This is a genomic window from Nonomuraea sp. 10N515B (assembly GCF_052245915.1).
Taxonomy (GTDB): Bacteria; Actinomycetota; Actinomycetes; order Streptosporangiales; family Streptosporangiaceae; genus Nonomuraea.
In genome coordinates, this window is record NZ_JBQQBQ010000043.1 from 78,002 (window position 1) to 90,736 (window position 12,735).

Here is a 12,735-nt window from a genome sequence, read left to right on the forward strand (position 1 = left end):
CGATCAGGAGCGACTCGACACCATGGACAGCTACGAGGACAACCTGGCCCCACCGGTCGAGCCGGAGTGGTGGCAGGCCACGATCCGTTTCCCCGCCGACGCCGGGGTGAGCCCGGAGGCGGCGGCTAAGGTTTCGGCTGCGCTGGCCGGACGGCGCTTCCACTTCCTGCGCAAGGAAGGCGGGCTGCGGCTGCGCACCGATCAGTTCGTTGGCGCCCTGCTCGACCGGCTTGTCGCCGAGCAGGTGGTGGCCGGATGGGTCGGCGGCGTCTATGAACCTGAGACGGACGCGTTCGGCGGCCCGCAGGGCATGGCCATCGCGCACGAGGTGTGGTGCGCCGACAGTCCCGCCGCGTTGGCCGAGACCGGCAGTCCCGACAGCAGGGAGCGGTGCATCCTGCTGCTGTCGGCGATGTTTCGGGCGGCCGGGCTTGACGCGTTCGAGGTCGGCGACGTGTGGGCGAAGATCGGCGAACTCCGCCCTGCGATCGACCCGCCCGCCGCAGCGCGCCGGGCGGCGGCGATCACCGCGATGCGGCGCTTCATGAACGCCGACGCCGCCCAGCGGCCCCACCCCGAACCGGGCTGGGTCGAGCGCGTGGCCGCGTTCCAGGACGCCGGTCGGCGTCTCGGCCGGCTCGCGAAGGGCGGGCATCTGAGGCGGGGGCTGCGCGCTGTCCTCACCCACCACGCCATCTTCGCGTTCAACCGTGCCGGCACGCCCGTGGCCGAGCAAGCCGCAGCGGCCTGGCTCGGCTGGCAGGCCGCCTTCGGAGATACCGCATCGGCGGCCGCGTCTACCAGCCCCTCCTCACCGGTAACACCTACCTTCACCAGGATGGAGACCACCATCACTACCACCGTCGACCCAACCGAGCTGCGCGAGGCCATGGTGGCCAAGTACATCGACTCCAGTCACCAGCGCACCCCAGAGATCATCGAGGCGTTCCGTACGGTCGAGCGCCACGCGTTCATCCCCGACGCCGCCGTCGAGGCCGCCTACGTCGACGACGCCGTGGCGATCAAGCACGACGCCAGCGGCGAGATGATCTCGTGTATCTCAGCGCCGTCCATCGTCGCCACCCAGCTGGAGCAGGTGGGCGCGCGGCCAGGCCAGAACATCCTGGAGGCCGGAGCCGCCACGGGCTACAACGCCGCGCTCCTCGGCCACCTCGTCGCCCCGACCGGCCGGGTGTGGACCATCGACGTCGACCAGGACCTCGTCGACACCGCTCAACGGCACCTGCAAGCCGCTGGGGCCAACAACGTGACCGCGGTGCTCGGCGACGGCGCGGCCGGGCTGCCCGAGCACGCTCCTTACGACCGCATCCAGTTCACCGTGGGTGCCGGCGACATGCCGGCCAAGGTACTCGACCAGCTCGCCCCCGACGGCCGTCTGATCATCCCGATGCGCATCCGCGGCAGCATCTCCCGATCCTTCGCCTTCAAGCGCGACGGCGACACCTGGAAGACGGTCTCCTGCGAGATGGCGACCTTCGTGCCGCTGCGCAAGGGCATCTGCGACGACATCTACACCCGCGTCCAGATCGACGGGGAAGGCGATGTCCACCTGGAGACCTTCAGCGAGCAACTCGTCGACCGCGAGTCGATGCGCACGATCCTCGACACCCCCGCGCACCCGATCTACACCGGGGTGAAGTTCCGGCAAGGCGACCCATGGCAGTGGGTGTATCTGTGGCTGGCGTGCGTCCTGCCGAACGGGCTGTCCCGCATGCCCGGCAACCGTCCGGGATTCACGCCGCACTTCGCGTGGGGATCGATGGCCGCGCTCGACAGCGACACCCTGGCCTACCTGACCGTCCGCGAAGGCGAAGACGCCAAGGGGCGTTTCTGGGAGATCGGCGTCATCGGTCACGGCCCGCGTGCCACCGCCCTGGCCGAGCAGGTCGCTGCGGCGATCGATGAATGGGATCGCGACTACGGCAACCACGCCCCGGCTCCCGGCTTCCGCATGGCCACCGGCGGCAGCCGTGACCTTCTCAAGGCGGCCGACCCGCGCTTCATCATCGACAAACCCGCTAGCCGCCTCGTGATCGACTGGCCGTAGAAGGGACACAGCGTCGTGATGAACCCTGCGATCGCCGCCCGCATCCCGCTGGTCTGCCGTACCAACCGCCCGGCAAACCCCTGTCGGAGCGCATCGCCGATCTCACCGCGCTGAGCATCGAACCCGCAGGCGCTGACCACCGGGACCTGGTGGCCCGCGCCTCCGGGGTACTCAACATCTCCGCGCTCATCGCCTCCGACGCCGCCCTGCCCGACCTGGCCGCAGATCTGTGCTGGAGGCAGTACAAGGTCTTCGCCGAGGCCGGGGATCTGCCTCAGGACATCGCGGTCATGTCGCTGATGCCCCTGATCAACATCGCCCGGCTGCTGATCCGCGAAGGGGACGGCAAAGCCGCCTACGAGATACTCGATCAGCTCTACCGCGCCGCTCAGCGGCGCGGTAGCACCGTGATCTGTGGCCACACCGTCGACTTGTCGCCTCTGACCCGCAGCAGCGACCAGCACCGAGCGGTATGCACGGAGCTGTGGGTGGCGCTGCTCATCGATGGGGCCCGAGCCCTCGCCCAGCAGGGCCGCTGGAGCGAGGCTGCCGATGCCATGGCCGCCCACCGCGGCATCGGCGACCGGCTTCTGGACGGCCGCCAGCTCAAGATCATGGCGCTGGTGGAGCAGGGACTTCTCAACGAGGCGACCGAGGTGATCGATTCCACGGTGCCGACCGAGCCGTGGGAAGCCACCGTGGCGTCGCTCCTGCGCATAACCGTCCGCTCGGATATCACGCCGACCCCGGAAGACGAGCTAGAGCGCGTGGTCGGGGAGGCGCTCATCCTGATCACCTCTGAGGAGCCGACTACGGCCGCGTTCCGGGTCCGCCTCGCCCTGACCGCACTCGACGTGGTCGCCGACCACGGCCCGTCGAGCAGCAGTCGCCTGGCCACTGCAGTCATCGACGTGGCATCCACCGACGCCTACGCCGCCCGCGACGTCCTCGGCCACCCGGCGATGCACTCCTCGATGACCAGCCAGCAGCACCAGAACCTCACCACCGTGATCGCCGCCGCAGCGCTTGGTACCGGGAGCATCCCAGACGTCCATCGGGACACCATCACCAAGGGGGTGGATCACGCAGAAGCACGCCTGCGCACCCTACTCTCCGCGGCCACAAACTCCCGCCTTACCTCATCGGAGAAGACATGATGGCTCAGCCGTGGACGACCGCGCCTCTTGTGGCCCTCGACTTGGAGGGGACCGGCGGTCAGGATCGTGACCGCGAACAGATCCTGGAGATCGCGATCGTCCCCATGGATAACGGCTTCCCGAACCTGACGGCAGCCTGGGACAGCACGGTCAACCCCGGCCGCACGGTCGCGCCCCGCCCGTGGATCTCCCGGGACCTCACCGGGAACATCCTGGCCACCGCGCCCACCTTGGACGACATCCGGGCAGAGATCATTGACCGCCTCGACCGACGCATCATCGTCGGGCACAACATCGGCGTGGACTGGCGCCTGCTGCACCGTCACCTGCCCCAAGCCCAGCCGGCCGCCTTGATCGACGCTGCCCGGCTCTACCGCCACTTCAACCCCGCGTGCCAGCGCTGGAACCTGGTCCGGCTGCTGGAAAGGTACGCCCTCAACGCCCAGGTCGCCCAGCTCGTCCCCACCAGCCGACCGCATCGCGCCCTGTGGGACGCGGTCGGCGCAGCCCTGCTGCTGCCCGCCCTGGTCGCGCACCTGCCTGGCAAGACCAATCCAACGGCGCAGGAGCTGATCGATGTGGCGGGCATACCTGTGCGGGACAAGCTGCCGCACTTGGCTGAGGCTGAGCAGATTACGCTCGACGTTTGACAGGCCGTCCGCCTCGCCTTGGCGGGGCCCCGTATGAACACAGCGCTCGGCGACGAGTTGCTGCTTCACCACGCCGACCACGACGTCGCCGCCCAACGCCTGCTGCCAGGACTTGCTGCGCGAGGCCGCCGTCGCAGGACAGGCCGAGGTGTCGCATGTGGCGTATCTGGCCGACCGGGTCCGCGTCGCCGATGGACACACCCAGCTGTACGGGACGCAGTACCACGCTCCCGACGGACACTTTGGCCGCAACCTATCGACCACCCCGACATCTGGACCGGCGCCGCGTCCAGGTGGGCCTTGCCCCGCATGCCGAATACGACCAGCACATGCGCGAACTGCACGAGCCCACCAGGAGGAGTCCCGCAGACAGCCATGACCGCCCACCATGTTCCCCAGTCGCCTGACTCCGTCGCCGAGCGAAAGTAGCGTTGCCCCGATGACCACAGACGCCGTCTCCCTGCAATCTCCGGATCGCCTGCGGGCCGACATGGTCGCCTCACTGATCGAGCGAGGTTCGATCCAATCGCCCCAGGTGGAAGCGGCCTTCGCCAAGGTCCCGCGCCACCGGTTCGCGCTCGAAGCGCCCCTGGCCGCGGCCTAGTCCGCCAGAGACACCGTCACCACCAAGCGCGATGCCGCAGGCACACCGACCAGTTCGATAAACGCACCATGGCTCCAAGCCGAGATGCTGCAAGCCGCCCGACTCTTTCGCGGGGCGAAAGTCGCAGAAATCGGAAGCGGCGGCTACAACGCAGCTCTGATCGCCAAAATCGTCGGACCTGACTGCCTGGTTGTCTCCTTTGACATCGACCCATGGGTCGTCGAACGGGCGACCCGCTTTCTGACCGAAACGGGCTCCCCTCAGGTGAAGGTCGTCCTCGGCGACGCCGAGCACACCGTCGAGCAGCACACGCCCGAGGGCGGCTTCGACGGCATCATCGTCACCGTCGGCGTTTATGACATCCCCTGGGGACACCTGCTCGCCCCGGCGGGCCGCAGGGTGGTGCCTCTAAGGTTCCCCACGGTCAGCCGGTCGCTCACCTTCATCCGCGACGGCGATCACTTCGTTGGACTGGATCCGGCGTGTGCGGGTTCGTCGCCTTCCCTGTCAAGTGCTCCTGTTCAGCTGCGTAGACCGCTTCGGCCTCGAGACGAGGCAGGTTCCTTCGTCGACTGCGAGAGAATGATGCTGTGCGAGCACTGGTGCTGACGGGGCCTCCAGCGGTTGGCAAGAGTACGATCGGTCGCCTGGTAGCCCAAGAACGACCGCGTGCTGCCTTCATCGACATTGACGATGTTCGTCACCTGGTCGTCAGCGGTCATGCCGCACCATGGAACGGCATGGAGGGCGTTCGCCAGCAACGGCTAGGAGTGCTTAACGGCTGTGCGTTGGCCCGGAACTTCTTGGACAGCGACATCGACGTCGTGATCGTGGATGTCCTGACTGACAGCACTGCTGAGCTTTATCGAGAGTCTCTGCCTGACGTGCTGATCCTGGAGCTCGTGGCGGACTTTGGTGAAGCGGAGAGACGAGCAGGGACCCGACCGGTGTATCTGACGCCGGAGGAGTTCCGCGTGCTGCATGAGCAGCAGGCCGATTTCACGGCGGGCCAGGTCCGACTGGACACCACACGGCTATCGGTTCAGGATGCCGCTGCCCGGGCGAAGGACATCTGGCTTTCCTCTTGAAAGACTTTCCGTCCTCGACGGCAGCTGAAGCATCCTGCGATAGGTGGCGCCGATGAACGAGACGGGGCAATGACCCCTGGTGCCCGTCATGTCTCAGGTGGTGGGCGGGTGGAACGGGACGACGTTGTCAGAGGGCGGCGGGGTGGGCTCTGTTGCCGGGCCCTGCTCTAGTAGTTTGCCTGCTCACCAGGGGTAAGCCCCTGGTCGGAGGGATGTCACCTCTTCCGGCATCCGAGCGGTGAGGGCGACTGGCCGCCAAACTGGTCGGTTCCGTGTCGTACGCTCTGGGCACCTGGTTGAGCACCGTTTCGCGCCGCCTACGCAGCACTCGCGCGCCGCTGACCGGCGATACCTATGATCGACCTGTTGACGAGTGTGGCGGATCTGACCGTCGCCATCCTTGGCCTGGGAACGGCGCTGACGATCACTTGGCGAGAACGCCGTCGAAGGGCCAACCGCAACGACCCGGAAGGGCGCTAGTGACGATGCCGTCCATCACGCGCCGTCCCCAACGCCGGCGATCAGAAACCGGCCTCATCACATCTTGATCTTGAAAAGGGTGGTAAGGAACGTCGCGTCCATGCCGAGGTAGGCCATCAGCCCTCCGACGATGAGACCGACGACGATTACCCCACCTTTCACGATCACCCGGAGCGCCTCCGTGGACACGTGGACGCCCGGATCGAGGTCCGGGGGAACGGCCGGGCGTAGACGCGCAGATGGACGGGACTGGCGGGCAGCAGTCTTGCGCACTGAATTCTCCTTTGAGCCGAAGGATGATCGCCGCGCTCCGGGACTGGCGCGGCTGATTGAGCTGACGCTGAAGCGGGGTGTGGGGACCGCGTGCGGGGCTGTCTGCTGACCACTGTCGTACCAGGCCCCAAAGGGCATCAATGCCGCGGCGGCAATGTCCCGAACACCGCGGCAATGTCAGAGCCCGCCATGGGACCCGTGATGATCAACGGCCGGGCCTGCCCGAGCTGGAGGATCCGCCAGTCTCCGGGGCGGGGGCGAAGCACTTCGCCTGCCGGGCCCCTCCGGGCCTACGGCTACCCGCCCAGCCGACCTCGTGCGTCCATCCCGCGCGGCCACTTGGCGTTCATGAATCTGTCTTGTCCGACCGGTCCCGGCGACGAGATTTCTTGAGATGGTCCTTCTGGTATCGGCCTCGCCCTCTTGACCAGGATCTCCCTGGCCGAGGACCGCTGCCAGGAAGGGTTCCCGATGCGACGAGCTGCCGCCATGCTCGCCTCCGCCGTCACGGCCGTACTCGCCCTCACGCTCATCGCAGGACCGGCGTCAGCGACCCCGTCCAACATCCCCAGCGCCTCCACGGCCGCCAGCCGGCTCGCCGCACTGACCGTTGCCGCCGAATCTCACCAGTCCACCTACGACCGGGACCTGTTCCCCCACTGGATCACCATCAGCGGCACCTGCAACACGCGGGAGCAGGTGCTCAAGCGGGACGGCGTCAACGTGGTCACCGACTCCTCTTGCGCCGCCGTCTCCGGCTCCTGGTACAGCCCCTACGACGGTGCCACCTGGACCGCCGCCTCCGACGTCGACATCGACCACATGGTATCTGTAACTACCGCATAGATCAGCGATGTTCAGGCAGGTCAGAACGTCGATGACATACCGCTGACAGTCTGACCGGGGGTGCATCTATTCGCCGTCCAAGGCTGCGAGCCGTTTACCGGATCTGCCGATGAGAGGGCTCAAGTCTCCCGCGAGCAACCGCGCGGTCCGGCCGGGGACTGCGAGCCCGTTGTCTATACCTTGCTCGCCACCACCATGTAGTTCTCGGCCTCAGGGTTGAACGTGCTCATTTCCGCCCGGAGTCCGACGCGGTTCAACTCGACTTCGAGTTCGTCGTATCGGTACGGCCAGCACGACAGGAGTTCCGAGCGGACAAGAACCGACCCAGCCGCATCAACTTGCGCGATCGCAATCTCGATGTGGTGCTCGTCCTCCCAATGCGGCGCAATCTCCCAGCGGTAGACCACGACGGCATTGCGACCGTTCCGGCGGACGAGTCGGTCACTGATGTCCAGCCGGGAACCTCTGGTCCTCACAAGTTCCCAAGTACGGGAGGTGAGCACCAAGCGCCCGCCAGGGCGCAGAAGCCGTGACATCGACTCCAGAGCAGCAACCCTGCCTCTCGCGCCCACGGCATGGTGCAGCGAGTTACCAACGCAGAACACCATGTCGAAGGTGGCGTCATCGAAGTGGTCGGGCAACTCTTGCCAGTCCGCCCGCACTGTCCGGACAGATGCCTTGAACTCCTCAGACAACTCCGCAGTCCGGCGAACCATCGCTTCGCTGGCGTCAGTTGCGACAACCTGCATGCCAAGACCGGCGAGGCCGACCGCCAACTGTCCGGTTCCGCACGAACAATCGAGGACGTCAGCGTTCGACGGGAGGAGACTGAGGACGTCATCGAACGACGCAGCGAAGTCGGCCGGAGCCAGCTTTGCATCCGAGATGAGCCACTCGTACACCTCGGCAAGCGCGTTATAACCCGTCACAACTACTACCTCCGTCACGCGGCAGACTCACGGTGGGACGTCAGTACATCAGCGGAGCAAGTCGGTCCACAAATGGTTTCGCAAGGGCAGCCCGTCCGCTCACGGCCGCATTCCGCGCGCTTCGTGTCACCCCTCATACGCCTGAAGTCGCCGTCGCAGGCGATTCTGGGCCTGTCCAGAAAACACCGTACAGTCCCCCGCTCGCCGAGGCATGGAGCTCCGGCGCCTGGGCCTGGACCACCTCCAAGCGCCAGACCTACGCAACGACCTCGGCGGACCCGAGCTGTGGGCGGTTACCGACAACGTCAACCAATCCAAATCCGACCAGGATCCCGCGGAGTGGCAGCCACCACTGGCATCCTTCGACTGCACCTACGCCAGGGCCTGGATCCAGGTGAAGTGGTACTGGGGCCTCAGCGTGGACTCCGCCGAGAAGAGCGCATTGAGCAGCATGCTTGCATCATGCTGACCCCGATCTCGCGCGCGCTGAGTCAACATGGGCTGATCGCCAGGGCAAGATCGCAGGCTTAGGAACAGGCACAAAAAGCAGGGGCGACTGTCGCCTTCATCACCAGCGAACCGATGCGCGCCTGCTCGGCCGGCTCCAGCGCCGGGGTGAACACCTCGTCCAGCACTCGTTTGATCTCTCCCGCCAGAGACGGGTCGGCACGCAGCAGCTGCTGCAGCCGCACCTGCCAGACCCCGGCCAGGGCCTGCTCGGTGTCGGCATCGCTGTCTCTGCGGGCCTCGAGCACCTGGTCGCGGACCTCGACCAGCTCCGCCTCGACAGCTTCGGCCTGCTCGGGGCGGACCTTACGCCAGAGTGCGACCGCGCCATCACGCGCCGACTGCCAGGCATCGGTGGCCATGGCCGTCACCAGAGCTGTGCCCGCAGCCAAAACGATCGGATCCACGTTGCCCCCTCACGGCCGAAGTACGACCCCACAGTAAAACCGGCCACCACGCGACCAGCCTGGCCGGAACCGCAGATAAGCACCGCTAGTCATTCAGCCCGGCAGGGCGATAGCGCACATACCGAGCCAGGCGGGACCAGGGCTCACCCCGGGCATCGCGGATGATCACGATCCCGTTACCGCAGATAGTGGCTCACTATCTGCGATAAGGACATCGAGGTGCGGACCATTCATCTCCCGCGGCTGTTCGTGTTCGGTCTCATTCGGCCCGAGGGACGTCTCACTGATCATGAGGTATTCGCTCCGATGCCTCAGATCGGTGAGACGCACGCACCCTGCTTCCTTCGCGCGCCGGCCGGGTGTCACCTGCTGTGGCGGATCGCCGCCCGTACGGCGGTGTAGATGACGACCCAGAGAGCCGCCAAGGGGATGAGGAAGACGAAGATGAGCTCGTATATACCGATGCTAGGCATGCCCGCAACATAAGGGGCCGTGATTGAAAGGCGCTTAACGATCACTTGCCTCAGAGCCGGCACGAACTGCGCCGGCCTGCGGCGCTGCGAAAGCGGAGCCACCGACTCGCGGACCCCGCGCGGCCGCGGGCGAGCCGGCCGAGCTCGTCGGCCTGCCGCCCGAGGTGCGGCGGCTGCTGCACGCCGTCGACGCGATGCGCGACCAGTACGCCGGGGCCGACGGGCCGCGCCGTAACGAGCTGTGGCGCGGCGTGCACGAGGCGGCCGATGCCGTGTGGGGCCGGCAGGACGGGGGCGGCCGCGCATGACGGGGCCTGCTCGATTGGACGTCCTACACCGCGGGTTCATGGGGATCGTCGCCCTGGCTGTCGCGTTCGGCGCGCTGTTCGCCCCGCGCGAGTGCACCTGCCGCTGTCGTGACCTGGCACGGCAGGGCGAGACACGCCGCATGGGTGAGGGTGCTCGACCCGCAGCCGCGGCTCGGCGAGGCTGACCATCGCTGTCCTGGTCAACCTCTGCCGAGGTCGCCCGGGACCCCCGAGACACCCGCCCCTGACCGCCGACACACGATCAGGGGCGGTGTCGTGTCCGGTCACAATGGGAAAACCATGACGACGTGACCCAACCCCCGAACACGGAACTGCTCGCCCTGATCGGCACCGAGCGGCCGGCCATGTGGACGCGCCGGCTGCTGCGCGCGCTCGTGCAGGCCGGGTATGACACGCCCGAGCAGGTCGCGGCCGCATCCGACGAGGAACTGCTCGCCGTGCACGACATCGGCGCGGCGAGCGTCGCCTACCTGCGTGACCGGCTGACCCGTTACAGGCAACCGCCGCCGCCCCCGCCGACGCCGCGGGAGAGGCTCGCCGCGGGCATCGAGGCCGAGCTGCGCCGCTATCTCGGCGGCAGTGCTCGACCCTGACGGATGCTCGTCACGATCGAGTCGGCCGGCTGCTGCCCACCGACCACGTTGTGACTCCTACCGACCGTGCGACCAGATGTATTCGAGGTCCTCGCCCGGCATGAGCGTGACGGAATCGAGCGGCACCGTCATGGCCTGGCGCTGCTGCTCGACGGTGACGGTGACGGTGACCGACGTGCCGGACGGCGGAGCCGCGCTGCACGCCCCGTCCAGGAGACACAGCGCGACGAGCGCGGACGAGCCACTGCGTGAGGGCCGCATATCCGAGGGATTCCCTGCTCGCACCGTATGCATGCGACGTACGCGGTATCGGCATGGCGCCGCGGGTTTACCTGGCGACCAACTCCCCCGTACTGTGATCTCCTCCACGAGGAGTCGAACAATTGACCAAGCACGATGGCTTATCGCAGTTCGCCGCCGACCATGCGGAGTGGTTCGCCCGATCGGCCTACCTCCTGGCAGGAGACCCGGAACGCGCCAGGGACCTGGCCATCCAGGCCCTGGTGACGACGGGCCGCCGCTGGTCCGTGCACCGGTGGAACAGACCGGTCGAGGCAGTGCTCAGCACGCTCTACCGGGCATACCTCGTCGGCCCCGCGGAGCCGCCCGCGGGCTTCCCGCTGGCCGGGATGTCCCCGCTCGGGCGGGTGGCCGTGGTCGCCCAGTTCCATGACGGCTTGGACCCGCACCGCGCCGCCCAGTTGGTCGGCACCTGGATGCCAGGCGCGCTCCAGGAGGAGACGGAACGCGTCCGAGCCACCCACCCGCACCTCCTCGACCTCGGCGAGTTACCCGCCACGGAGCCCCGGCCCCATGAGGCCATCGAAGCGCCCGGGGACAGCCCGTGGGCGGCACCCTGGCAGGCCGACGACCTCGCGGCGCCCCCGAGCCCCTGGACGGCCCCGCCCTCACCGGCTCCGCTCGCTCCGTCGCCCGCCCTGGTACGGCTGGCGGCCGAGTTGCCCGTCGCGGTGCCCATGGACGTTGCCCAGACCGCGCCCCGCCTGGTCCTCAGGCGGCGCCTCGTGATGCGGAGCGTGTTCACCACCCTGAGCTTCGCGGGCGCCGGCGCGTTCGTGGCGCTCACCATAGTCGCGCTGAGCGCCCTGGCGAACAGCGTGGAAAGGGCCGCCCAGCGGGCCGACGCCCCGATCTCCGAGCCCGACCTCACACCCACAGAGCTCGACCCCACGCCCACCGCCGAGGAGCCGCAGCTCGACCCGTTGCCGGAGCGCCTGGACGAGCCGATCAGCCGTGCCTATCAAGGCTTCTGCAACAGCGACGCCCCCTACGACACGCGCAAGCCCCCGGAGTGCGCCCAGTGGCGGCTGGTGGGCAAGTCGGGCACTGAGTGGCGGCTGGACGCCTCCCAGGCCGCCAAGCAGACCACGACGGTGCCGGACGTGGCCGTCAGCCAGGACGGCCGGCGCGTCGCCTACCTGGACACCCAGAACGACTACGTGGTCCGCGACCTGGCCACCGGCAAGTACAAGACGTTCGCGATCCAGCTGCACGGCTCCGATCCCGAGTTCGTCTCCTCGCGCAACGGCCGCTACTTCGCGGTCAACTTCCTCCAGAGCGGCGCCGACAGCCCGATGCTTGACTTCACCAAGGGCAGGACGACCTACGGCGCCTGGACCATGGCCATCACGGACGACGGCAAGCGCGTGATCGACGAGTCCATGGCGAGCGAGGCCTCGTCGGACACGAAGATCAAGCTGGCCGGACGCCGCTTCCGCGTCGACGCCGAGGTGAGCATCAGCGGCGCGGCGCTCTCACCCGACGGCCGGACGCTCGCCGTGGCCGACGACGAGCGCGTGATCACGCTGGATACGCGCACCGGACACGTCACCAAACTACGGCGCCTGGTGGACGAGGACGGCGCCCAAGAGATCGACACCGTGGAGCGCTGGCTCAACGCCAACGAGGTGATGGTGCGCCTCTCGGACGAGGACGACGAGGTCTACCTGGCTGCCGTGGACGTGCACACCGGGAAGACCCGTGACCTGGACGCGGGCGACCTCGAGTACGGCGACGTCCTGGGCGCCTTCACGGAATGACGAAAGGTCAGACACTTCCCAGACTTTGCCGGGGCGTACCGACAACCGGGCCGCACGCCGTATCCCGGGCCCCGCAATGGAGTACCCGGGTCTTGACGGCGGCCGGGGGACGGGAAAGCTCGACGTCTGGGCGCGCGGCCTTACTGGACCGCCCCGGGGATCTTGGAGGCTACGATTCCTGCGAACTTGCGAATGACGTAGTAGATCCCTGCGCCTTATAGAAGGCGTCCTCGTACTCCCTCGGCGGAATATTACCACAGAATGAGTGAAG

At 67.5% G+C, this 12,735-nt stretch carries 15 protein-coding genes; 11 read left to right on the forward strand and 4 right to left on the reverse strand.

The window, feature by feature from the left end:
• The first annotated feature begins 22 nt into the window (after nt 1-22).
• From fxlM to ACTWQA_RS41900, 6 genes are all read left to right on the forward strand, one after another.
• Nucleotides 23-2,068 carry a methyltransferase, FxLD system gene (gene fxlM / locus ACTWQA_RS41875; protein WP_443164441.1) on the forward strand — a complete coding sequence of 682 codons (2,046 nt, stop codon included), beginning with the start codon at nt 23-25 and terminating at the stop codon, nt 2,066-2,068.
• Nucleotides 2,069-2,217: 149 nt separating this feature from the next.
• Nucleotides 2,218-3,225: a hypothetical protein gene (locus tag ACTWQA_RS41880; protein ID WP_443164442.1), complete on the forward strand. Its 1,008-nt coding sequence runs from the start codon at nt 2,218-2,220 to the stop codon at nt 3,223-3,225.
• Nucleotides 3,222-3,875, forward strand: coding sequence for a 3'-5' exonuclease (locus ACTWQA_RS41885; protein ID WP_443164443.1), 654 nt, complete (start codon nt 3,222-3,224; stop codon nt 3,873-3,875). The genes ACTWQA_RS41880 and ACTWQA_RS41885 overlap by 4 nt, the downstream gene beginning before the upstream one ends.
• 439 nt (nt 3,876-4,314) lie before the next feature.
• Entirely contained in the window at nt 4,315-4,479 is a 165-nt protein-coding gene (locus ACTWQA_RS41890; RefSeq protein ID WP_443164444.1) for a hypothetical protein, read from the forward strand.
• Nucleotides 4,480-4,536: 57 nt separating this feature from the next.
• Nucleotides 4,537-5,088 (forward strand): hypothetical protein, encoded by a 552-nt coding sequence (locus ACTWQA_RS41895; protein ID WP_443164457.1) that lies wholly within the window; start codon nt 4,537-4,539, stop codon nt 5,086-5,088.
• On the forward strand, nt 5,070-5,567 hold the full coding sequence (locus ACTWQA_RS41900; protein ID WP_443164445.1) for a hypothetical protein: 498 nt from the start codon (nt 5,070-5,072) through the stop codon (nt 5,565-5,567). Before ACTWQA_RS41895 ends, ACTWQA_RS41900 begins: the two co-directional genes overlap by 19 nt.
• Nucleotides 5,568-6,104: 537 nt before the next feature.
• Here ACTWQA_RS41900 and ACTWQA_RS41905 read toward each other — a convergent pair.
• Entirely contained in the window at nt 6,105-6,320 is a 216-nt protein-coding gene (locus tag ACTWQA_RS41905; protein ID WP_443164446.1) for a hypothetical protein, read from the reverse strand.
• A 423-nt stretch (nt 6,321-6,743) separates the two neighbouring features.
• Here ACTWQA_RS41905 and ACTWQA_RS41910 point away from each other — a divergent pair, with 423 nt between their 5' ends.
• Entirely contained in the window at nt 6,744-7,166 is a 423-nt protein-coding gene (locus ACTWQA_RS41910) for a hypothetical protein (RefSeq protein WP_443164447.1), read from the forward strand.
• Nucleotides 7,167-7,339: 173 nt separating this feature from the next.
• Here the strand turns inward: ACTWQA_RS41910 and ACTWQA_RS41915 are convergent, their stop codons facing one another.
• Nucleotides 7,340-8,113 carry a class I SAM-dependent methyltransferase gene (locus ACTWQA_RS41915; RefSeq protein WP_443164448.1) on the reverse strand — a complete coding sequence of 258 codons (774 nt, stop codon included), beginning with the start codon at nt 8,111-8,113 and terminating at the stop codon, nt 7,340-7,342.
• A 193-nt stretch (nt 8,114-8,306) separates the two neighbouring features.
• On the opposite strand from ACTWQA_RS41915, the gene ACTWQA_RS41920 reads away from it, so the two are divergent.
• Nucleotides 8,307-8,564 (forward strand): hypothetical protein, encoded by a 258-nt coding sequence (locus tag ACTWQA_RS41920; RefSeq protein ID WP_443164449.1) that lies wholly within the window; start codon nt 8,307-8,309, stop codon nt 8,562-8,564.
• Nucleotides 8,565-8,622: 58 nt separating this feature from the next.
• On the opposite strand, the gene ACTWQA_RS41925 is transcribed toward ACTWQA_RS41920, so the two are convergent.
• Nucleotides 8,623-9,009, reverse strand: coding sequence for a hypothetical protein (locus ACTWQA_RS41925; RefSeq protein WP_443164450.1), 387 nt, complete (start codon nt 9,007-9,009; stop codon nt 8,623-8,625).
• 637 nt (nt 9,010-9,646) lie between these two features.
• Here ACTWQA_RS41925 and ACTWQA_RS41930 point away from each other — a divergent pair.
• Both ACTWQA_RS41930 and ACTWQA_RS41935 read left to right on the forward strand, forming a co-directional pair.
• On the forward strand, nt 9,647-9,790 hold the full coding sequence (locus ACTWQA_RS41930; protein WP_443164451.1) for a hypothetical protein: 144 nt from the start codon (nt 9,647-9,649) through the stop codon (nt 9,788-9,790).
• Nucleotides 9,791-10,098: 308 nt separating this feature from the next.
• Nucleotides 10,099-10,404 carry a hypothetical protein gene (locus ACTWQA_RS41935; protein ID WP_443164452.1) on the forward strand — a complete coding sequence of 102 codons (306 nt, stop codon included), beginning with the start codon at nt 10,099-10,101 and terminating at the stop codon, nt 10,402-10,404.
• Between the two features lie 57 nt (nt 10,405-10,461).
• Here ACTWQA_RS41935 and ACTWQA_RS41940 read toward each other — a convergent pair whose 3' ends face one another.
• On the reverse strand, nt 10,462-10,665 hold the full coding sequence (locus ACTWQA_RS41940; protein ID WP_443164453.1) for a hypothetical protein: 204 nt from the start codon (nt 10,663-10,665) through the stop codon (nt 10,462-10,464).
• A 122-nt stretch (nt 10,666-10,787) separates the two neighbouring features.
• Between ACTWQA_RS41940 and ACTWQA_RS41945 the strand changes: the two genes are divergently transcribed.
• Nucleotides 10,788-12,464: a hypothetical protein gene (locus ACTWQA_RS41945; protein ID WP_443164454.1), complete on the forward strand. Its 1,677-nt coding sequence runs from the start codon at nt 10,788-10,790 to the stop codon at nt 12,462-12,464.
• The last annotated feature ends 271 nt before the right edge of the window (nt 12,465-12,735 follow it).

Bases quoted from the DNA above. Each gene is read 5' to 3' on its own strand.
- fxlM (WP_443164441.1), top strand. From the start codon at position 23: ATGGACAGCTACGAGGACAACCTGGCCCCACCGGTCGAGCCGGAGTGG.
- ACTWQA_RS41885 (WP_443164443.1), top strand. From the start codon at position 3,222: ATGATGGCTCAGCCGTGGACGACCGCGCCTCTTGTGGCCCTCGACTTG.
- ACTWQA_RS41890 (WP_443164444.1), top strand. From the start codon at position 4,315: ATGACCACAGACGCCGTCTCCCTGCAATCTCCGGATCGCCTGCGGGCC.
- ACTWQA_RS41920 (WP_443164449.1), top strand. From the start codon at position 8,307: ATGGAGCTCCGGCGCCTGGGCCTGGACCACCTCCAAGCGCCAGACCTA.
- ACTWQA_RS41940 (WP_443164453.1), bottom strand. From the start codon at position 10,665: ATGCGGCCCTCACGCAGTGGCTCGTCCGCGCTCGTCGCGCTGTGTCTC.